This is a genomic window from Holophagales bacterium, from assembly GCA_016699405.1.
GTDB lineage: Bacteria > Acidobacteriota > Thermoanaerobaculia > Multivoradales > JAGPDF01 > JAAYLR01.
This window is the reverse complement of record CP064972.1, coordinates 484,208-504,997: the sequence shown is the minus strand read 5'-3', so window position 1 is coordinate 504,997 and position 20,790 is coordinate 484,208. Positions and strand designations below refer to the sequence as shown.

The following is a 20,790-nucleotide window of genomic DNA, read 5'->3' as shown; positions in this document are numbered from 1 at the left end:
GTCACGTGATGTTCCCCCATGCCCTTCAGGCCTCACCTGCCGCGCCGCGTGACGGCGAGAGCCTCGCCAACGCCTACGGCCGCTTCGACCCGGAGCGGCGTGAGTACGTGATCGTCGATCCGCGGACGCCTCGGCCCTGGATCAACCTCATCGCCAATCCGCGCGTCGGGCTCGCCGTGTCGCAGAACGGCTGCGGCTTCTCGTGGATCGACAACTCGCAGCTCGGTGCGATCGTTCGCTGGCAGCAGGAGCTCGCCGACGACCGGTCGGGGCGCTTCCTCTACCTGCGCGACGCCGACAGCGGAGAGGTCTGGTCGCTCGCTCCGGCGCCGTGCGGCGCCCGCTACGACCGCTTCGCCTGCCGCCACGGTCTCGGCTACACCACCTTCGAGAGCGAGCGTCACGGCGTCGTCGCGGAGTGGACCCTCTTCGTCGACGCCGAAGCCGCCGTCGAGCTCTGGCGGGTGCGCCTCTCCGACCGCTCCGGGCGGGCGCGTCGACTCGAGCTGGTGCCGTTCCTCGAGTGGAACTGCGGCACCTCGCCGGCACCGCGCCGCGAGTTCCAGAAGCTCTTTCTCGAGACGGGCTATCACGTGGTGCGGCGAGCGATCGTCGCCGGCAGTCACATGTGGGACGTCGGTTCCAAGCGGTGGGGGCACTGGAACACCAGCTTCCCCTACTGGAGCGCCTTCGCTGCCGCGCAACCGGTGGCTGCCGCGACCGGCGACAAGGCGGCCTTCCTCGGCCGTGCCGGCGACTGGGTGCGGCCGGCGGCGCTCACCGGCGTGTCGTGGGGGCAGCGCTTCGGGCGGCACCACGATCCGGTCGCCGCGTTCGCCTGCGAGCTCGCTCTCGCGCCGCACGGCAGCGTCGATGGCGGCTTCGTGCTTGCCACCGCCGGCGAACGCGAGGAGGCGCTGGCGCTCGCCGCCTCGTGGGCCGACCCGGCAGCGATGGACCGCTCTCTGGCGACGGTCCGGAGCGGGTGGAGCGATCGACTCGCCGCGCATCGCCTCGAGACGCCGGAGCCGACGCTCGACCTGCTCGCCAACGACTGGCTGCGCTACCAGGCGATCGGGGCGCGGCTCTGGGGGCGCGCCGGCTACTACCAGCAAAGCGGCGCCTACGGCTTCCGCGACCAGCTCCAGGATTCGCAGATCTGGCTCACCGTCGAGCCGGAGCGCTGTCGCGAGCAGATCCGTCTGCACGCGGCACACCAGTTCGGCGACGGCTCGGTCGTCCACTGGTGGCATCCGCTCACCGAGCAGGGGCACGTCACACGGATGACCGACGACCTGCTCTGGCTCGGCTTCGTGGTGGCCAACTACGTGAAGGAGACCGGCGACCTCTCGGTGCTCGACGACGTCGCGCCGTTCCTCGACGAAGGTCCGGCGCCGATCGTCGAACACGTTCGCCGAGCCTTCGCGCGGGTCTTCACGCGCACCTCGCCGCGCGGCATCCCGTACATCGGTGCCGGCGACTGGAACGACGGGCTCTCGGCGATGGGCCTCGAGGAGAAGGGCGAATCGATCTGGCTGGCGATCTTCCTCGCCGGCCTCTGCGCCGACTGGGCCGAGCTCTACCGCCGCCGCGGCGAGGGCGAGCGCGCCGCCGAGCTCGAGAGCCGGCGCGCCGCGCTCGCCACGGCGGTCAACGACCATGGTTGGGACGGCGGTTGGTATCGCCGTGGCACCTGCGACGACGGCGAATGGGTGGGCAGCGCGGAGAATCGCGTCGGCCGCATCTTCCTCAATCCGCAGATCTGGGCGATCCTCAACGATCTCGCCCCGGCCGAGCGTGCCACCGCGAGTCTCGCGGCGGTCAAACGCCATCTCGTGTCGCGCGCCGGCGCGCTGCTGCTCGCCCCGGCCTACGACACGCCCGACGAACGGATCGGTTACATCACGCGGTACGCCCCGGGATTGCGCGAGAACGGCGGCGTCTACACGCATGCGGCGACCTGGGCGATCGCCGCGGCGGCGAAGGCGAAGGACGCCGCGTTGGTCGACGCGCTGCTCGTCGCCATCAACCCGGCGCTCAAGGACCCGGAGAGCTACTGGGCCGAGCCGTACGTGCTGCCGGGCAACGTCGACGGCCCCGATTCGCCGTATCACGGCCGCGCCGGCTGGACCTGGTACACCGGGTCCGCCGCCTGGTTGCCGCGCATCGTCTCAGAGTGGGTGCTCGGCGTGCGACCGACCTGGGAGGGGCTGCGCTTCGATCCCTGCCTGCCACCGTCGTGGAGCCGGGCGCGGATGCGTCGTCCCTATCGCGGCGCGACGCTCGAGATCGAAATCGAGCGCCGTGCCGACCTCGCCCCGGGGGCGGTCGTCGCGACGATGGACGGCCGGCGGCTTCCCGAGGCGCTGCTCACCGCGGTCGAGCCGGGAGCCACCTATCGGATCGCCGTCGGTTTCGCCTGAAGGGTGACGCGAGCGCCGGTCGACAGGGGGGATCCGGTCCTTGCGGCGCCCCCCCGCCCAGGTCCCTTCTGTTGGTCGGGACGACGAGGAGTAGACGAACGGGTCGTTGGTCGGGACGACGAGGGGTGGAGGCGTGCCCCTCCTCGTCGCTCCGAGCGAGAGCGAGGGGCCCGGGTGGGTGGGCGGCACGGCAGGGGTTCTTCCCTTTCCTCGACGTCGCGCCGCGAGCCGTCGCTCGCGAGCGGCTAAGCTCAGTCCATCGTGCTCTGGACCTGGATCGCCGTCGTCGAGGCCGCCTGGGTGATCGCGCTCTCGGCGTGGATCGTCTCCGAGCGGCGGCCGCCGGCGTCGACCCTGGCCTGGATCTTCGGCCTCGCGCTGCTCCCGGCAGTGGGGGTGGCCGTCTACTTCTTTCTCGGTCCGCGGCGACTCGAGCGCAAACGCATGCGCTACCGCGGCGGTGCGGCGCGGCTCGAAGCATCATTGGCGGCGACCGCGCGTCTCGGCGACCTCCCGCCCGACGTCTCGCGGCAGGTGCGCCTGGCGCTGCGGCTCTCGGCGGCGCCGCTCGCCTCGGCGAGCTCGCTGGCGCTCTACCACGACGGCGTGAGCGCCTTCGCGGCGATGGAGCGGTCGATCGCCGACGCTGTCGGGCACGTTCACCTCGAGAGCTACATCTTCGAGCCCGACGAGACCGGAACGCGCATCCGCGACCTGCTGGCGGAGAAGGCGCGCCAGGGCGTCGCGGTGCGGCTGCTTCTCGACGCCGTGGGCGCGCCGCGTGCGCGGCGGCGGTTCCTCGCGCCGATCCTCGACGCCGGCGGCGAGGTGGCGCGATTCAACCCGATGGGGCTCGGGCTGGTGCGCTCACGCCTGGTGAACTTCCGCACGCATCGCAAGATCCTGGTCTGCGACGGCGCGGTCGGATTCACCGGCGGGATGAACGTGGCCGACTGCCACACCGTCGGCGAACGGCGCGGGGCGGCCGTCGCGCCGCCATGGCGCGACACGCAGATCCGCCTCGCCGGCCGGGCTGTCGCCGGCTTGCAGCGGACGTTCCTCGAAGACTGGCACTTCGCCACCGGCCTCGTGCCGGAGACCGACGCCTGCTTCCCCGACCTGCCCGACGAGGGGTCGTTTCGTGTCCAGGTGCTGCGCTCCGGTCCCGATCGCGACGTCTACCCGATCCACGAGTTTCTCTTCTCGGCGATCGCGAGCGCCGACGAACGCGTCTGGCTCGCCACGCCGTACCTCGTGCCCGACGAGTCGATCCTCACCGCGCTCCGCTCGGCCGCACACCGTGGCGTCGACGTCCGCGTCCTCGTGCCCCGTCGCGGCGACAGCCGTCTCGTGCAGGCGGCGATGCGCTCGTTCTACGCCGAGCTTCTGGCTGCGGGGGTGACGGTGCAGGAGTTCCGTCCGTCGATGCTGCACGCCAAGCTCCTGGTGGTCGATCGCGAGCTCACCGTCGTCGGCTCGGCCAACCTCGACAACCGCAGCTTCCGGTTGAACTTCGAAGCGGTGGTCGCCGTCTACGGTGCGTCGATCGCCGACGAGGTGGCCAACCAGTTGCTCCTCGACGCCCACCACGCCACCCGGGTCACCTCGCGCCGGCTCCGGGCCCTCTCCTTGCCGTCCCGCTTCGCCCAGAGCACCGCCCGCCTCTTCGCGGCCGTTCTCTGAGGGAGGGCGGCGGGCGCCCGCCGGGTCCCTGGGATCGACTCCGATTTTGCCGCACCGCGGCTTGCTGCGCTCCAAGAGTGGCCGCAAGATACCGAGCGAGCGTTCGGTTTGCTTTTGTCCGGAGGGGGCGGTGGCGCGGCGAAGTCAGCAGGAACGGTCCGATGCTTCGGTGGCGGCGATCCTCGCGGCCGGGCTCGAGCTGTTCTCGACCCAGGGGTTCCGCGCCACCTCGCTGCGTGAGATCGCCGAGCGGGCCGGGCTCTCCGTCGGCAACATCTACCACCACTTCTCGAGCAAGGACGAGATCTACCAGCGGCTGATCGACCGCTACTGGGAGCGCCTGGTCGATCCCGAGCTGAGGCTCAACAAGATCTTCCAGGCGGCGCGCTTCCCGGACGACCTCGAGCAGATGGCCGAGGCGATCGAAGAGCTGGTCGCCGACAACGCGGCGCACATCCTGCTGATCTACGTCGACGTCATCGAGTTCCGCGGCCAGCACATCCGCACCTTCTACGAAGGGATGGCCGACCGGTTCGCCCGCAGCTACGGGCCCGGCTTCGAACGCCGGGTCGCCGCCGGCGAGTTCGGCGACGTCGACCCGATGACCGCCGTGATGGTCGCCACCCGATGGTTCTTCTACTACTTCACCGTCGAGCGCTGTTTCGGTGTCGGGATGCATCTCGGGATGACGCCGCGCCAGGCGACCGAGGAGTTCATCCGCCTGCTGCGCAACGGCCTGCTTCCCCGCGGCGAGCTCGGCGGGGCACCGATCGGTTCGACGAAAGCCCTTGAGAGCGCGGCCGAAGCCGCGCTCGTTGCAACACCTTCGCCTGAGAGAGGAGAAGAGGCATGAGACACCCCGCCCCGATGCCGCCCGTCGGCACCCCCCGCAACCGCCGTGAGGCCTGGCCGATCTGGGTCGCCCTGCTGACCCTCGGCCTGGTCGTCCCGGTCTGGGCCCAGGACGCCGCCCCGGCGGCGACCCCTGCCGCCCAGCAAGAGGAGAAGAAGGACCAGAACGCCGACGAGAAGAAGCTCTCCGAGTACACCGAGGAGATCGTCGTCACCGCCCGCAAACGCGAAGAGAACGTCCAGGAGGTCCCGGTGGCGATCTCCGTGCTGCCGGTCGAAAAGCTCGAGGACGCCGCGGCGTCGGACATCTCGGAGATCCAGAGCTCGGTGCCGAACCTCTCGCTCTACTCCGGCCGCAACCAGTCGACGACGCTCACCGCCTTCCTGCGCGGTGTCGGCCAGGCCGACCCGCTCTGGGGCGTCGACCCCGGCGTCGGCCTCTACCTCGACGACGTCTACATCGCCCGCCCGCAGGGCGCCCTGCTCGACGTCTACGACGTCGGCCGCATCGAGGTGCTGCGTGGCCCGCAGGGGACGCTGTACGGCAAGAACACGATCGGCGGCGCGATCAAGTACGTGAGCAGCGACATCGGCGTCAGCCCGGCCGGGCAGATCTCTTTCACCGGGGGCAGCTTCGGCAACCAGGACATCAAGGCGATGTTCGGCAGCGGTTTTGCCGACGGCAAGCTGCGCGCCAAGTTCGCCTTCGCCTCGCTTCAGCACGACGGCTACGGCAAGAACCTCTACACCGGCAAGGAAGTCTCGGACAAGGACACGCAGGCGTACCGCTTCGGCCTCGACTGGCTGCCGAACGACAACGTCAAGCTGCGGCTGAGCTACGACCATACCAAGGACACCTCGGGTCCGAAGGGCCTCACCCGCCTGCAGGCCAACCCGTACTGCGTCCTCTTCCTCGGCGCGGCCTGCCCGCCGGAGAAGAACCACTTCGACACGCGCAGCGGTCTCGAGCCGCTCAACGGCACGACGAGCAGCGGCTACTCGGCGAACCTCTCGTGGAAGATCAACGACGGTTGGACCTTCAAGTCGATCACCGCCTACCGCGAGTCCGACTCGAAGAACAACATCGACTTCGACACCACGCCGGCCAAGATCGCCGACGCCGTGTCGACCTACTTCGACGAGCAGACCTCCGAAGAGCTGCAGATGGTCTACGACGGCGGCAACAAGTTCTCCGGCGTCTTCGGGGCCTACTACTTCCACGGCAAGGCCGGCGGTCTGGTGCGGACGATCTTCGTCAACTCGATCCTCTCGGTCACCGACGGCGACACGATCACCGACTCGATGGCGCTCTTCGGCGACGGCTCCTACAAGCTCACCGACCGCCTGACCTTCGACTTCGGGCTGCGTGCGACCCAGGAGAAGAAGCACACCAACGCCTTCAACACGGTCAACAACGCCGTCTACGCCGACTTCGACAAGAGCAAGACCTTCGACTCCGTGGCGCCGAAGTTCGGTCTCAACTACGCCTTCTCGAAGGACATGATGGGTTACGCCAGCGTGTCGCGCGGCTTCAAGAGCGGCGGCTACAACGTGCGCGCCCAGTCGAACCTCTTCCCGAAGTCGGGCGAGCCGTTCGACGACGAGATCCTCGACATGGGCGAGGTGGGCATGAAGTCGACCTTCGCCGACGGCAAGCTGGTGCTCAACACCGCCGTCTTCTACGGCAAGTACAAGGACGTCCAGGTCAGCACCTTCACCTCCTACGACTCGAACGGTGACGGCGTCAACGACGCCTTCTTCGGCAACTTCCTCAACGCCGGCAACGCGACCCTCAAGGGCGCCGAGCTCGAGTTCACCGTCAACACCGATTCCTGGTTCGGCATGGGCGGCAACCTCAGCTACCTCGATGCCAAGCCGGACAGCTTCCTCGACGAGAACCACGACGGCTTCGTCGACACGCAGGTGATCACCAACGCTCCGAAGGTCACCGGCGCGGTTCACCTCGACGGCCGCTTCCCGCTCTTCGGCGGGCTGCTCTCCGGCAGCGTCGCCTACGCCTATCGCGACGACTCGACGCTGACCAACGAGGGCGGGCAGTACCCGGGCCGTCCGGGCACGCCGCTGCTGCCGTTGATGCAGGAGGCGTACGGCACGGTCGAGGCGTGGATCGGCTGGCTCTCGCCCAACGGCAAGTGGCGCTTCGGCGTCGCGGGCAAGAACCTCACCGACGAGGAGTACCTGACCAACGGCTACAACCTGCCGAACTTCGGGATCGTCCAGGGCTCTTACGGCGCGCCGCGCACCGTGCTCGCCACGGTCGAGTACCGCTTCTTCTAAGACCATGATCGACACCGGACTCGCAGGGAAGATCGTCGTCGTCACCGGAGCGGCGGCCGGCATCGGCCGCGCCGTCGCCCGACGTTTCGCGAAGGAGGGTTGCCGGGTCTCGGCGTGGGACGTCAGTCCGGCGCCGGATCTCGCCGAGGAGCTCGAAGGCCTCGGCGGCCAGGCCGACGTGCGGCAGGTCGACGTCGCCCGGCGCGAGAGCGTCGAGGCGGCGACGGCGGCGGTCATCGACCGTTGGGGGCGCGTCGACGTGCTGGTCAACAACGCCGGCATCGTGCGGGACGCCCAGCTGGTGAAGTGGAAGGACGGCGAGGTGGCGTCGATGATGGAGGACGCCGCCTTCGACGCGGTCATCGCCGTGAACTTCAAGGGCGTCTTCCTCTGCGCCCGCACGGTGGTGCCGCACATGATCCGCGGCGGCGGCGGCGTGATCCTCAACGCCTCGTCGGTGGTCGGCCTGTACGGCAACTTCGGGCAGACGAACTACGCGGCCACCAAGAGCGCGGTCATCACGATGACGAAGACCTGGGCGCGCGAGCTCGGCAAGTTCGGCATCCGGGTCAACGCCGTCGCGCCGGGCTTCGTCGCCACCGAGATCCTGGCGGCGATGCCGCAGAAGGTCCTCGACGGGATGATCGCCCACACGCCGATCGGGCGGATCGGCAAGCCCGAGGAGCTCGCCGAGAGCTACCTCTGGCTCGCTTCCGACGCCGCCTCGTTCGTGCACGGTGCGGTGCTGTCGGTCGACGGCGGGCTCGTCACCGGCACCTGAGGGGTCGGCGGGAAGAACGGGGCGCGGTCCTCCTCCCGGGCCGCGCCCCCCGTTTCAAGGAGAGCCCATGAACCGTGTTGCGCAGATCGTCTCGACCGGGCGCTACCTGCCCGAGATCGAGGTCTCGAACGACGAGCTCCGCCGGCGCTTCGCCCATCTCGGAGACTTCGTCGACAAGATGGAGGCGTCGACCGGGATCCGGCGGCGCTGGCATGCACCGTCCGACTGGGCGGCTTCGGACCTCGCCGTCCGGGCCGGGCGCCACGCGCTCGAGCGCGCCGGGCGCAAGGCCGAGGAAATCGACCTGCTGCTGGTCGGCACGGATTCGCCCGACTACCTGACGCCGGCGACCTCGGTGGTGGTGCAGGAGAAGCTCGGCGCGAAGAACGCCGGCACCTTCGACATCGGCTGCGCCTGCGCCTCGTTTCCGACGGGGCTCGCCACCGCCGCGGGCTGGATCGCGATCAACCCCTCGATCCGCACGGTGATGGTGATCGGCGTCTATTCGATGCACAAGCTCGCCGATCCGAACGACCCGATGATCTTCTTCTACGGCGACGGGGCGGGCGCGGCGATTCTCGCGCCGGCCGCCGAGCCCGGCTTCGTCTCGGCGGCCACCCAGGCCGACGGCGCCTACGCCAAGCACTGGGGGATCTTCGCCGGCGGATCCGCCGAACCGGCCACCGAAGAGGCGGTCCGCGCGGGTCGCACCCAGGTCAAGATGCTGGAGCGCTATCCCCCCGAGATCAATCACGAGGGCTGGCCGCGTCTGGTTCGCAAGGTGGCGGCCAACGGCGGCTTCGCGCTCGACGAGATCGACCAGGTCATCTTCACCCAGGTGCGCAAGCCGTCGATCGACCTCGTGATGGGCGACCTCGGCCTGCCGATCGAGCGCGCCCACACGGTGATGGAGGAGTGGGGCTACACCGGCTCCGCCTGCATCGGCATGGCGTTCGACGATGCGGTCGAGCGCGGCAAGATCGCCCCCGGCAACCTCGTCGTCTTCGTCGGCTCCGGCGTCGGCTACAACCAGGCGGCGGCGGCCTTCCGCGTCGGAGAGCTGCCGCGGTGAGTCGCCGCGCCCGCTGGCTGCTCGGTGCGGGAGCGCTCGTCGTCGTCGGGCTCGTCGCGGCGGTCGTCAGCTTCACCCGTCATCCCCTGGCGAGCCTCGCGGCGTGGCAGCGGCGCGCCCTCGGCAAGAGTGGCTTCACCCGGCAAGAGCTGGGCAGCGGTGCCGAGCGCCTGGTGCTCTTCCGTGCCGGAAACGGCCCGGCGCTTCTCTTCCTGCATGGGCTCGGTGACCAGGCCGGGAGTTGGGGAAAGGTGGCCGCGGGCCTGACCGGTCGCTACCGCGTCGTTCTCGCCGACCTGCCGGGGCACGGCGAGAGCGAGCCGAAGGCGGGTCCGCTGACGATGGCGACGATCGTCGCCGGCGCCGAGCGGGTCTTCGCCGAGGTGGCGCGCGACGGTCCGGTGATCGTCGTCGGCAACTCGTTGGGCGCCTGGGTGGCGACGATCCTCGCCGAGCGCCATCCGCAGCAGGCGGCGCGGCTAGTGCTGGTCAACGGTGGCGCCTTGCGCGGCCAGGAAGAGGGGCTGTCGCTCCAGCCGCGCGATCGGCGCGAGGCCGGAGCGCTGGTCTCGCGGCTGCGCGATCCCTCGTCGCCCCCGGTTCCCGGGTTCGTTCTCGACGACATCGTCCGCCAGGCGGCGAGCGGTCCGATCGCCCGGCTCGCCGGCGACCTGCCGGGGCTCGAGGCGCACCTGCTCGACGATCGCCTCGCGGCGCTCACCCTGCCGGTCGACCTGCTCTGGGGCGCCTCGGATCGCGTCGTGCCGCTCGCCTACGCCGAGCGGCTGCAGAGTGCCCTTCCGGCGGCCCGTCTCACCCTGCTCGAACACTGCGGGCACGTGCCGCAGGTCGAGTGCCCCGAGCGGTTCGGCGAGAAGCTCGCGGCGCTCCTCGCCGAACCGCCGCCCGCGACGCTGTCACCGGTGACGCCGGAGAGCCCGCGGTGATCGCGGCCGACGTCCTCGGCGAACGTGCGCGGCTGACGCCCGACGCGCTGGCACTGGTGGTCGTCGAGCCGGCGCTGCGCCTGACCTATCGCGAGCTCGACCGTCGGGCGGTGCGCTGCGCCCTCGCCTGGCGGGCGCTCGGCCTCGCGGCGGGCGATCGCGTGGCGATCCTGGCGAGCAATCGGGTCGAGTACCTCGAGGCGTTTTTCGCTGCCGGCAAGTCGGGAACGATCCTCGTGCCGATCGGCACGCGGCTGACCGCCCACGAGATCGCGCCGATCCTCGCCGACTCGGGGGCGCGAGCGGTGCTCTACGGCGGGGACTTCGCGGCGATCGTCGAGAGCCTCCGGCCGCTCGCACCGCTCGTCGAGCGCTGGGTGGCGCTCGACGAGCCGCTCGCTGCCGCCGACGCGAGCTATCCGGCGCTCGTGGCGGCGAGCGACCCGGACGACTTCGTGCGCGCTCGCTGCGCCCCCGAGGACCTCTACTGCCTGCTCTACACCTCGGGCACCACCGGTCGTCCGAAGGGCGTGATGATCCCGCACCGCCAGATCGCCTGGAACGGCTACAACACCGTCTGCGGCTGGCAGCTGCGGGCCGACGACGTGTCGCCGATCTTCACGCCGCTCTACCACGCCGGCGGGCTGATGGCCTTCCTCGGGCCGATCTTCACCGTCGGCGGGACGATCGTCCTGCACCGCGGCTTCGACGCCGGCGAGATCTGGCGCACCGTCGCGGCCGAACGCGCGACGGTCATCCTCGGCGTGCCGACCATCTGGAAGCTCCTCATGGAGGCGCCGGAGTTCGCCACCACCGACCTGTCGTCGATCCGCGCGCTCTACAGCGGCGGCGCACCGCTGCCGACCTGGATCGCCGAGGCGTACCAGGCGCGCGGCGTCGTCTTCAAGCAGGGCTTCGGCATGACCGAGGTGGGCGTGAACTGCTTCGCCATGACGATCGAGGACTCGGTGCGCAAGCGCGGCTCGATCGGCACGCCGATGATGCACACCGAGGTGCGCCTGGTCGACGGCGAGGGGCGGGACGTGCCGGTCGGCGAGGTCGGTGAGCTCTGGTTCCGCGGCCCGCACGTCTCTCAGGGCTACTGGAACCGGCCGCAGGAGACCGCCGAGTCCTACGTCGACGGCGGCTGGTTCCGCTCGGGCGACCTGGCGCGGCGCGACGACGACGGCTACTTCTACATCGCCGGCCGCAAGAAGGAGATGTTCATCAGCGGCGGGGTGAACGTCTACCCGGCGGAGATCGAGGCCGTCCTCCTGCAGCACCCCGGAGTGCGCGACGCGACGGTCGTCGGCATCGAGCACCCGACCTGGGGCGAAGTGGGTGTGGCGTTCGTCGTGCCGCTCGCGCCCGGCAGCGCCAGCGCCGCGTCGGTTCTCGAGTTCCTCGGCGCGCGCCTGGCGCGCTACAAGCTGCCGCGCGAGCTCGTCGAGGTCGCCGAGTTGCCGCGCACCGCCTACGGCAAGGTGGTCAAGGGCGAGCTCGCCGCGCGCTACCTCGCGGAGCGCCGGTGAGCGAGCAGCGGCCGCTCGCCCGCCGTCTCGCCGGGCGCGGCGCGCCAGTCGCCTTCGCCAACGGCGGGATGATGACCTTCTCGTCGTGGGAGCCGGTGGCGGCGCCGCTGCGCGACGAGTTCGCCACCCTCCTCTTCGACTTCCGCGGTCAGATGCTCTCGCCCGGTGCGCCGCCGGAGTCGACGTCCGACCTCTTCGCCTGGCACGCCGACCAGCTCGCCTCCCTGCTCGACGAGGTCGGCTGGGAGTCGGCGCACCTCGTCGCCACCTCCTTCGGCGCCATGGTGGCGACGACGCTCGCGTCGCGTCATCCGAGGCGCGTCCGCTCGCTCCTCCTCGCGACGGTGATGGACCGGGCGACCGAAGCGCTCGACCGCCAGACGGCGGGCTCGCGCGAGCTCGTGGCCGGCATCCTCGCCGGCGGCGAGCGCACGCGCTTCTGGGACCTGCTCGTCGAGGGTGTCTACTCGCCGGCACACCGGGTGGCGCGGGCGGCAGAGTTCGCCGCCCGCCGTGCCCAGCTCGACCTGCTGCCGCTTTCCTGGTTCTCCGGCCTCGACCAGCTGCTTGCTGCCGTCGAGGGCTTCGATCTCACTGCCGCGCTGCCGGCGGTGCGCTGCCCGGTCTGTGTGGTGATCGCCGCTGGCGATCGCGTGATGGACGTCGAGCGGTCGCATGCGCTGGCGAGCGCGCTCCGGGCCGAGACGGTGGTCCACCCGACCGCCGGTCACGCCCTGGTGGCCGAGGACCCCGCGTGGCTCGCCGAGGTCTGCCGGGATTTCCTGACGCGAGCCGAGGAGCACTCCCGATGAGCTCGACCCAGCCGCTCTATCTCGCCGCCTTCCACCAGTCCCCGTTCGGCAAGCTCGGGACGCTCGGCGTCCCGGAGATCCTCTCGCGCGCGGTCGCCGGTGTCTGCGCTGAAGTCGGCGCCGACGCCGCGGCGATCGACGTCGCCTCGGTCGGCGCCGCTTGCAATCTGACGCTCAACCAGCAGGGGCTGCTCTCCGGCCTCCTCGCCGCGGTCCCGGGGCTCGCCGGCAAGCCGATCGAATCGGTGGAGAACGCCTGCGCCTCGGGCGGCCAGGCGGTGCTCGCGGTGGCGCACAAGCTCCTCGCCGGCCTCGGCGACGTGGGCCTCGCGGTGGGCTACGAGAAGATGAGGAGCGACGACGGCAAGGTCGACGGCGTGAAGGTGGGGGAGGTGCTCGGCTACTTCTCGCACCCCGAGGACCGGCCCGGCAAGGTCTACGTCTTCCCGCACCTCTTCGCCGAGGTGATGGCCGAGTACCTGGCGACCTGGGGCGCCACCGAAGAGGACCTCGCCCGGATCGCGGTGGCGGAGTACGCCAACGCGCGCCTCAACCCGGACGCGCAGATGCGCAACGTCGAGGTGACGCTCGAGAAGGCGCTCAAGATCGAGGGGGCGAATCGCTATCTCGTCGACGGGCTGCCGCTCAAGACCTACGACTGCTCGCAGATCACCGACGGCTACGCGGCGCTGCTCGTCGCCACGCGCGACGGGCTCGACCGGCTCGGCGTCAAGCCGGAGAGCGCGGTCCGTCTCGCCGGGTTCGCCCAGGCGACCGACCCGCTGGCGCGCCACGGGCGCGATGTGCTGCGCCCCGCGGCGGCTTATGCCGCGATGCGCCGCGCCTACGCGATGGCCGGCGTGGCGCCGCGGGACGTCGACGTCGCCGAAGTGCATGACTGCTTCTCGGTGATGGGGGCGATCGGCGTCGAGGTGCTCGGGCTCGCCGCGCCGGGCGAGGGGGCCCGCTTCTGGACCGACGGGCGCGCCGCGCTCGACGGCGACTGCGGCGTCAACCTCTCCGGCGGGTTGATCGCCAAGGGGCATCCGATCGGTGCGACCGGGGTGGCGATGCTCGGCTGGGGGTTCCGCCAGTTGCTCGGCCAGGCTCCGGCCGGGCTGCAGCGTCGCGATGCGAAGGTCGCCGCCACCTTCAACATCGGCGGGCCGATCTGCGCCACGGTCGCGACGGTGCTGACGCGGGAGTGAGGAGAGAGCCATGGCCGAGCGCATTCCGTTGAAGAGCGGGTTCCTGGCCGCCGGCGAGCACCAGATCTGGTGGGAGCTGCACGGCGAAGGCGGACGCGACGTCGTCTGCCTGCTCAACGGCCTGGCGATGCACACCAAGGCCTGGTTTCCGTTCCTCGACGATCTCGCCGGGTACGACGTCCTGCTCTACGACTATCTCGGCCAGGGCGCCTCGTCGGCGCCCGACGAGCCGCTCACCATTCCGCAGCTCGCCGGGTACCTGATCGAGATCCTCGACGGGCTCGGGCTCGAGCGGGTCCACGTCATGGGCGTCTCCTACGGCGGTTTCGTCGCCCTCGACTTCGCGCGCCTGGCGAGTCACCGCCTGCACACGCTCACACTCTCGGGGATCCTGGTCTCACGCGAGCGGACCTTCGACCTCTATCAGGCGATGTCGCTGCGCTTCTACGCCGGCGGTCCGGCGCTCTTCCCGCTCTACACGCACTACCTCTACGAGAAGATCTTCGGCGAGCGCTTCTTGCTCGCCACGCCGCCCGAGACGTTCGAGATGATGCGCGCCCGCTTCGAGGAGCGCTACATCGACCGCATTCACAGCCTGGTACGGCTCACCGAAGCGCAGAACCCGTTCTTCGACGGTCTCGACGAACGCCTTCCCGAATACCGCGCAGTGGCCACGCCGACCCTCATCCTCGCCGGCGAGCAGGACCGCGCCATTCCGCTCTGGGCGCAGGCCAAGCTCGCCGACGTCTTCCCCCACGCACGCTTCGAGCTGGTGCCGGAGTCCGGCCACGTCGTCTACCTCGAACGGCGCGATCTCTTCTTCCCGCGCCTGCGACGCTTCATGGAGAGCCGCGACCCGGACGCCTGAGGGGAGGGAACGATGGCCGTCGGGCTCCACCTGGTCGTCCTCGCCGCGCTCCTCGCCCTGCTGGGCGCGGCGACCGCCCAGGTCTTCAACGACTATCCGGTGGCCGACGGCCGGACGCCGAGCCTCGTCTACGAAGAGGCGCGCACCATCGCCGGCGACGAAGGGCTGCCGGAGACGCTGAGCTTCCTCGCCTTCACCAACCGCAGCGTCTACGGCGTCGCGCCGGAGGAGACCGGGTTCGTCAACGACCTCTCCACCTTCCGTTGGGATCCGCAGTCGATCCCCGACATGCCGGGCCGCGACGAAGTGCAGCTCGTCGGCAACAGCACCGCCGACGTCACGCCGGGCCCGCGGGCCTCAGCGCGTGAGCACCGCCCCGTTCGACGCGATGACGTCGGCGTAGAAGCGGGCACTCGACTTCGGCGTGCGCTGTTGCGTCGTGTAGTCGACGTGGAGGAGGCCGAAGCGCTTGGCGTAGCCGTGGGACCACTCGAAGTTGTCGAGCAGCGACCAGGCGCAGTAGGCGCGGACGTCGGCGCCTTCGCGGATCGCCTGGGCGACGGCGCGCAGGTGGTCGCGCAGGTAGGCGACGCGCAGCGGGTCGTCGACGCGACCGCCGACGGGTGAGGGCGGGTCGGCGAGCGCCGCGCCGTTCTCGGTGACGGCAAGCGGGATGCCGCCGTAGCGGCGGTGCGCCCAGACGAGGGTCTCGCGCAGGCCGTCGGGCCAGACCTCCCAGTCGGTCTCGGTGTAGAGGTGCGGCTCCTGCCGCACGCGGCCGGCGCCGTCGGGCTCGACGGACGGCTCGTGTCGCACGACGGCGCGCGTGTAGTAGTTGATCCCCAGCCAGTCGAGCGGCGCGCGGATCGTCTCGAGGTCGCCCGGGCGGACCTCCGCCCAGGTCGGCTGCCAGTCCGGAGCGTAGACCTCGGCGAGCTCCTCCGGGTAGACGCCGAGCAGTGCCGGGTCGGCGAACTGGCGGTTCATGTAGGCGTCGGCGCGCCGTGCGGTGGCGAGATCCTCCGGGCGCTCGCTCGCCGGGTGCTTCGGCTCGATGTTGACCACCAGGCCGAGCTCGCGCACGCCTTCGGCGCGCCCGGCGGCGATCGCCGTGCCGTGGGCGAGCAGCAGGTGGTGAGCGGCGCGCGCGGCCTCCTGGAGGCTTCGCCGCCCCGGGGCGAGGACCCCGGCGCGGTAGCCGCCGTCGGACACCACCCACGGCTCGTTGATCGTCGCCCACGAGCGCACACCCCCGCCGAGGGCGCGGTAGCAGACCGTCGCGTAGTCGGCGAACCAGCCGGCGACGTCGCGGTTGAGCCAGCCACCCCGGTCGTCGAGCGCCGCCGGGAGGTCCCAGTGGTAGAGCGTGGCGAAGGGCGCGATCCCCGCCTCGAGCAGCGCGTCGACCAGGCGGCGGTAGAAGTCGAGCCCGCGCTCGTTGACGCGGCCGGTGCCGTCGGGCAGCACGCGTCCCCAGGCGATCGAGAAGCGGTAGGCGGTGAGGCCGAGGTGGCGCATCGCCGCGACGTCGTCGCGGAAGCGCCGGTAGTGGTCGCAGGCGACGTCGGGCGTGTCGCCGCCGGCGATGGCGCCGGGCACGCGGGCGAAGCGGTGCCAGATGCTCGCTCCCGCGCCGTCGGCGAGCGGGGAGCCTTCGATCTGGGCCGCGGAGGTGGCCGCCCCCCAGAGGAACCCCTCCGGGAAGGCGGCGGTGCGGGATGGATCGAGCGTCTCGTTCAAGCGGTTCAACTGCCGCGCACGGTGAGCGCCGGACAGGGCGCCCGCTGGACCACCCGCTCGGCGGTCGAGCCGAGCAGCAGGTGCTCGAGCCCGGTGCGCCCGCGCGTGCCCATGGCGACCAGGTCGACGGCGAGGCGGGCTGCCTCGCCCAGAATGACCTCGGGAGGATAGCCCTCGCGCGCCAGCGTGTCGATGGCGAGCCCCGGCCGGGCGAGCGCCGCGGCGAGCGCTGCGAGACGCGTCTCGGCGGCGCCCGCGACGTCGTCGAGGTAGCGCGGCGAGGTCGGAATAGTGCCGTAGGCGGTGTACTCGATCGGCAGGTAGTAGGCGTGGAGCAGCGTCAGCCGCAGCGGCTCGCCGGGGTGCGGGCCGAGAGCCAGGGCGGCGGCGAGCGCGCGCTCGGCGTCGTGCGAGAAGTCGGTCGGCACCAGCAGGTGGCGCAGCCCGGTCGCCGGCGGCGTCTGGTCCGGGTGGACGGTCAGCACCGGGCACGGAGCGCGCTCGAGCACTCGCTCGGCGGTCGAGCCGAGCAGGAGATGCTCGAGCCCGGTGGCGCCGCGGGTGCCGACGACGAGCAGGTCGGCCCCGAGCTCCTGCGCCGCTTCGACGAGGGCGTGGTGCGGGTCGCCCATGCGAAAGGCCGGCGAGGCGGCGGTGCCGAGGCCCCGCTCGCCTTCGACCGTCTCGTCGAGTCGGGCGATGGCGCGGGCCTGGAGCTCCTCGGTGTAGTCGGGCGGCGAGACGAGGAAGTCGGTCGGCGGCCCGTAGACGCGCAGCGCGTGGACGAGGTGGAGCGTTGCGCCGTGGGCGCGGGCGAGGGCGCCGGCCCACGCTACGGCGGCGGCGGAGGCCGGCGAGAAATCGGTGCCGGCGACGATCGTGCGGATCGGCGGCGCGGGGGAGAGCGGTGTCGTGTGCGGAGTCTCGTTCATGGCGGCCTCCGGCGGTTGGTCACGCGGCGCGGGCCGGCTCGTCGCGGGCTGCGGCTCGTCGCGCTTTCAGTATAGACCCGCGATCGCGCGATGACGGGGTGGCGAGCGCCGGCAAAGCGTCGTCGCACCAGCCGTCGAGCGCGGGCCGTTCGACGAGATCGCCGTGCAGCCGATAGGATGAACGGATCATGGCCAGCGACCCAACCGCCCTGCCGGTGCGCGTCCGCTTCGCGCCCTCCCCGACGGGCTACCTGCACATCGGCGGCGTGCGCACCGCACTCTTCAACTGGCTCTTCGCGCGTCGCCACGGCGGGCGATTCATCCTGCGCGTCGACGACACCGACGCGCAGCGCAACGTCGCCGAGGCGCTGGCGCCGATCCTCGACGGTTTCCGCTGGCTCGGACTCGACTGGGACGAAGGGCCCGACGTCGGCGGCGACTTCGGCCCGTACTACCAGTCCGAGCGGCTGCCGATCTATCAGGAGGCGGTGCGCACCCTTGTCGCGCGCGGCTACGCCTACTACGACTACGCCCTTCCCGAGGAGCTCCAGGCCGAGCGCGCCGAGGCCGAGGCGGATCGGATGCACTACGTGCCGAGCCGGCGCTGGGCGGCGTTCGACGAAGTTGGGCGCGAAGCGTTCGCCAAGGAGGGACGGAGCGCCGTCGTGCGGCTCAAGATGCCGCGTACCGGCACCTGCCACATCCACGATCTGGTGCGCGGCGAGGTCGTCACCGAATGGTCGGCCGAGGCCGATCACGTCGTGCAACGCGCCGACGGCACCTGCCTCTACCACCTGGCGAGCGTCGTCGACGACGTGGCGATGCAGGTGAGCCACGTCATCCGCGCCGAGGAGCACCTCTCGAACACGTCGCGGCAGATCTTCATCTTCGAGGGGCTCGGCGCGAAGCTGCCGGAGTTCGCCCACCTGCCGGTGGTCGCCGAACCGGGGAGCCGCGTCAAGCTCTCCAAGCGCAAGCTCGAGAAGTACCTGAAGAACCCCGAGTTCGCCGAGCTCTACGAACGGGGGAGGAAGATCGCCGCGCGCCTCGGCCATGCCGTCTCGGCGGAGACCTTCAACCCGGTGATCGTCGACTTCTACCGCGAGTCCGGCTTCCTCCCGGAGGCGATCCTCAACTACCTGCTGCTGCTCGGCTGGTCGCTCGACGATCGCACCGAGATCCTCGATGCCGGTGAGCGCGTCGCGCACTTCACCCTCGAGCGGGTCAACAAGTCGGCGGCGAGCTTCGACCCGAAGAAGCTCCTCTCCTTCCAGGAGCGCTACATGCAGGCGCTTCCGGTCGACGAGCGCGTCGCGCTCGCCCTGCCGTTTCTCGAGCGCGCCGGCTGGATCGTCGCGCCGGCGGACACGGCGGCGCGCGACAAGACGAGGGCGATCGTCCTCGCCGCGGGCGAGCGGCTCAAGGTGGCCGGCGACGTGCTCGACTACGACGAGCTCTTCGTCGCCGACGAGGCGCTCGTCTACGACGAGAAGGCGTTCGACAAGCGGATCCGCCACGCGCACGAAGCGCCGCGTCTGCTCGCCGAGCTGCGCGCCGATCTGGCTGCGGCTCTCCCGGAGTCTCGGTTCGATGCCGCGTCGCTCGAGGAGCGCTGCAAGGCGTTCGTCGAGTCGCGCGGCCTCGGCCTCGGCGCGATCGTTCACGCCGTGCGCGTCGCCGTCTCGGGCAAGGCGGTCGGCTTCGGCCTCTTCGATCTCCTCGCCATCCTCGGCCGCGAGCGGGTGCTCGCGCGCCTGGACCGCGCACTGGAGCGCCTCGGTCCGACCCACTCCCTGAGCTGAGGCCGTGCGACCGGCGCTCTTCGGGGGCAGGATTCGCGGGTGCGCCGGCTCCGCGGAGCGACGGGCCCCGCGGAGCCGGCGCAGCCGCGAATCCGGGCGGGGGGCTGTTTCCTTCTCACGCGGGAAGGGCAGCGGCCGCAGAGTTTCGTTCTGAGAGGGTACGAGTCATCATGGGCAAGCACTTCATCGCCGACATCATCGACGCCGATCTCGCCAGCGGCAAGCACGCCAGCATCCAGACGCGCTTCCCGCCGGAGCCGAACGGCTACCTCCACATCGGCCACGCCAAGTCGATCTGCCTGAACTTCGGCCTCGCCAAGGAGTACGGCGGTCGCTGCAACCTGCGCTTCGACGACACCAATCCGACCAAGGAAGAGGACGAGTACGTCCAGTCGATCAAGCAGGACGTGCGCTGGCTCGGCTTCGACTGGGACGACCGCGAGTTCTACGCCTCGGACTATTTCGAGCAGCTCTATCTCTGGGCCGAGCAGCTCATCCTCGCCGGCAAGGCCTACGTCGACGACTCGACCCCCGAGGCGATCCGCGAGCTTCGCGGCTCGCTCGGCGTTCCCGGCACGGAGAGCCCGTTCCGCCATCGCTCGGTCGAAGAGAACCTCGACCTCTTCCGCCGCATGCGCGCCGGCGAGTTCCCCGACGGCGCCCGCGTGCTGCGTGCCAAGATCGACATGGGCTCGGGCAACATGAACCTGCGCGATCCCGTGATGTACCGGATCCTCCACGCCAGCCATCACCGCACCGGCGACGCCTGGTGCCTCTACCCGATGTACGACTGGGCGCACGGCCAGTCGGACTCGCTCGAACGGATCACCCACTCGATCTGCACCCTCGAGTTCGAAGACCACCGCCCGCTCTACGACTGGTTCGTCGCCGAGCTCGGCATCTTCCCTCCCCGCCAGATCGAGTTCGCGCGCCTGAACCTGACGAACACGGTGATGTCGAAGCGCAAGCTGCTGCGCCTCGTCGAGGAGGGCGTCGTCGCCGGCTGGGACGACCCACGCCTGCCGACGATCGCCGGCATCCGCCGCCGCGGCTATCCGCCGGCGGCGATCCGCGACTTCGCCGAGCGGATCGGCGTCACCAAGCAGGAGTCGGTCGTCGAGTTCGCCCTCCTCGAGCACTGCGTGCGCGAGGAGCTCAACCGGTCGTCGCTCCGCCGGATGGCAGTGCTCCGTCCGATCAAGGTGACGCTGGTCGACTGGCCGGAGGGGAAGCTCGAGCCGCTCGAGGCGGTCAACAACCCGGAAGACCCGGCCGCCGGCACGCGCGAGGTGCTCTTCGGCCGTGAGCTCTGGATCGACCGCGACGACTTCATGGAAGATCCGCCGAAGAAGTTCTTCCGCCTCGCGCCGGGACGCGAGGTACGGCTGCGCTGGGGCTACATCGTCAAGTGCGTCGAGGTGGTCAAGGACGCCGCCGGCGAGATCGTCGAGCTGCGCTGTACCCACGACCCGGCGACCCGCGGCGGCGGCACGCCGGACGGCCGCAAGGTGCAGGGGACGATCCACTGGGTCTCGGCGGCGCACGCGGTCGACGCCGAGGTGCGCCTCTACGACCACCTCTTCACCCAGGAGAACCCGAACGACGTGCCCGACGGAGTCGACTGGATCTCGATGGTCAGCCCGACCTCCCTCGAAGTCGTCGCCCACGCCAAGGTCGAGCCGGCGCTCGCCGCCGCCGCCCCGGGCGAGCGCGTGCAGTTCGAGCGCGTCGGCTACTTCTGCGCCGACGAGAAGGACCACACCGCCGACCGCCCGGTCTTCAACCGCACCGCCACCCTGCGCGACACCTGGGCGAAGATCCAGAAGCAGGGGGGGTAGGC

At 70.8% G+C, this 20,790-nt stretch carries 16 protein-coding genes; 13 read left to right on the top strand and 3 right to left on the bottom strand.

Going from position 1 to position 20,790, the window contains the following annotated elements; all coding sequences use genetic code 11:
• Positions 1-8 precede the first annotated feature (8 nt).
• From IPJ17_02190 to IPJ17_02140, 11 genes are all read left to right on the top strand, one after another.
• Positions 9-2,423 carry a glycosyl transferase family 36 gene (locus IPJ17_02190; GenBank protein ID QQR74426.1) on the top strand — a complete coding sequence of 805 codons (2,415 nt, stop codon included), beginning with the start codon at positions 9-11 and terminating at the stop codon, positions 2,421-2,423.
• 261 nt (positions 2,424-2,684) lie between these two features.
• Entirely contained in the window at positions 2,685-4,106 is a 1,422-nt protein-coding gene (gene cls / locus IPJ17_02185; protein ID QQR74425.1) for a cardiolipin synthase, read from the top strand.
• A 130-nt stretch (positions 4,107-4,236) separates the two neighbouring features.
• The gene (locus IPJ17_02180) at positions 4,237-4,959 is read left to right on the top strand and encodes a TetR/AcrR family transcriptional regulator (protein ID QQR74424.1); all 723 of its coding nucleotides are present in this window, start codon (positions 4,237-4,239) and stop codon (positions 4,957-4,959) included.
• Entirely contained in the window at positions 4,956-7,256 is a 2,301-nt protein-coding gene (locus IPJ17_02175) for a TonB-dependent receptor (GenBank protein ID QQR74423.1), read from the top strand. Before IPJ17_02180 ends, IPJ17_02175 begins: the two co-directional genes overlap by 4 nt.
• 4 nt (positions 7,257-7,260) lie before the next feature.
• Positions 7,261-8,037, top strand: coding sequence for a glucose 1-dehydrogenase (locus tag IPJ17_02170; protein QQR74422.1), 777 nt, complete (start codon positions 7,261-7,263; stop codon positions 8,035-8,037).
• A 67-nt stretch (positions 8,038-8,104) separates the two neighbouring features.
• The gene (locus IPJ17_02165; protein QQR74421.1) at positions 8,105-9,109 is read left to right on the top strand and encodes a ketoacyl-ACP synthase III; all 1,005 of its coding nucleotides are present in this window, start codon (positions 8,105-8,107) and stop codon (positions 9,107-9,109) included.
• Entirely contained in the window at positions 9,106-10,056 is a 951-nt protein-coding gene (locus tag IPJ17_02160) for an alpha/beta fold hydrolase (GenBank protein ID QQR74420.1), read from the top strand. The genes IPJ17_02165 and IPJ17_02160 overlap by 4 nt, the downstream gene beginning before the upstream one ends.
• Positions 10,053-11,588, top strand: a complete 1,536-nt coding sequence (locus IPJ17_02155; GenBank protein QQR74419.1) for a long-chain fatty acid--CoA ligase — start codon at positions 10,053-10,055, stop codon at positions 11,586-11,588. Before IPJ17_02160 ends, IPJ17_02155 begins: the two co-directional genes overlap by 4 nt.
• Positions 11,585-12,400: an alpha/beta fold hydrolase gene (locus IPJ17_02150; protein QQR74418.1), complete on the top strand. Its 816-nt coding sequence runs from the start codon at positions 11,585-11,587 to the stop codon at positions 12,398-12,400. Before IPJ17_02155 ends, IPJ17_02150 begins: the two co-directional genes overlap by 4 nt.
• Positions 12,397-13,608, top strand: a complete 1,212-nt coding sequence (locus tag IPJ17_02145; protein ID QQR74417.1) for a thiolase family protein — start codon at positions 12,397-12,399, stop codon at positions 13,606-13,608. The genes IPJ17_02150 and IPJ17_02145 overlap by 4 nt, the downstream gene beginning before the upstream one ends.
• A 10-nt stretch (positions 13,609-13,618) precedes the next feature.
• Positions 13,619-14,476 (top strand): alpha/beta hydrolase, encoded by an 858-nt coding sequence (locus IPJ17_02140; GenBank protein QQR74416.1) that lies wholly within the window; start codon positions 13,619-13,621, stop codon positions 14,474-14,476.
• A 357-nt stretch (positions 14,477-14,833) separates the two neighbouring features.
• On the opposite strand, the gene IPJ17_02135 is transcribed toward IPJ17_02140, so the two are convergent.
• From IPJ17_02135 to IPJ17_02125, 3 genes are read right to left on the bottom strand one after another with little or no spacing between them, the layout of a single operon-like run.
• Positions 14,834-16,216, bottom strand: a complete 1,383-nt coding sequence (locus tag IPJ17_02135; GenBank protein ID QQR74415.1) for a beta-glucosidase — start codon at positions 16,214-16,216, stop codon at positions 14,834-14,836.
• 5 nt (positions 16,217-16,221) lie between these two features.
• Positions 16,222-17,148, bottom strand: a complete 927-nt coding sequence (locus IPJ17_02130) for a universal stress protein (protein QQR74414.1) — start codon at positions 17,146-17,148, stop codon at positions 16,222-16,224.
• Positions 17,149-17,167: 19 nt separating this feature from the next.
• Positions 17,168-17,338, bottom strand: a complete 171-nt coding sequence (locus tag IPJ17_02125) for a hypothetical protein (protein ID QQR74413.1) — start codon at positions 17,336-17,338, stop codon at positions 17,168-17,170.
• Here IPJ17_02125 and gltX point away from each other — a divergent pair.
• Positions 17,337-18,950, top strand: a complete 1,614-nt coding sequence (gene gltX / locus IPJ17_02120; protein ID QQR74412.1) for a glutamate--tRNA ligase — start codon at positions 17,337-17,339, stop codon at positions 18,948-18,950. The genes IPJ17_02125 and gltX overlap by 2 nt on opposite strands.
• Before the next feature lie 170 nt (positions 18,951-19,120).
• Positions 19,121-20,788, top strand: coding sequence for a glutamine--tRNA ligase/YqeY domain fusion protein (locus tag IPJ17_02115; GenBank protein QQR74411.1), 1,668 nt, complete (start codon positions 19,121-19,123; stop codon positions 20,786-20,788).
• Positions 20,789-20,790: the final 2 nt, after the last annotated feature.

Coding starts and splice junctions, on each gene's coding strand:
- IPJ17_02190 (QQR74426.1), top strand. CDS start 9: ATGTTCCCCCATGCCCTTCAGGCCTCACCTGCCGCGCCGCGTGACGGC.
- IPJ17_02175 (QQR74423.1), top strand. CDS start 4,956: ATGAGACACCCCGCCCCGATGCCGCCCGTCGGCACCCCCCGCAACCGC.
- IPJ17_02170 (QQR74422.1), top strand. CDS start 7,261: ATGATCGACACCGGACTCGCAGGGAAGATCGTCGTCGTCACCGGAGCG.
- IPJ17_02165 (QQR74421.1), top strand. CDS start 8,105: ATGAACCGTGTTGCGCAGATCGTCTCGACCGGGCGCTACCTGCCCGAG.
- IPJ17_02145 (QQR74417.1), top strand. CDS start 12,397: ATGAGCTCGACCCAGCCGCTCTATCTCGCCGCCTTCCACCAGTCCCCG.
- IPJ17_02140 (QQR74416.1), top strand. CDS start 13,619: ATGGCCGAGCGCATTCCGTTGAAGAGCGGGTTCCTGGCCGCCGGCGAG.
- IPJ17_02130 (QQR74414.1), bottom strand. CDS start 17,148: ATGAACGAGACTCCGCACACGACACCGCTCTCCCCCGCGCCGCCGATC.
- gltX (QQR74412.1), top strand. CDS start 17,337: ATGGCCAGCGACCCAACCGCCCTGCCGGTGCGCGTCCGCTTCGCGCCC.
- IPJ17_02125 (QQR74413.1), bottom strand. CDS start 17,338: ATGATCCGTTCATCCTATCGGCTGCACGGCGATCTCGTCGAACGGCCC.
- IPJ17_02115 (QQR74411.1), top strand. CDS start 19,121: ATGGGCAAGCACTTCATCGCCGACATCATCGACGCCGATCTCGCCAGC.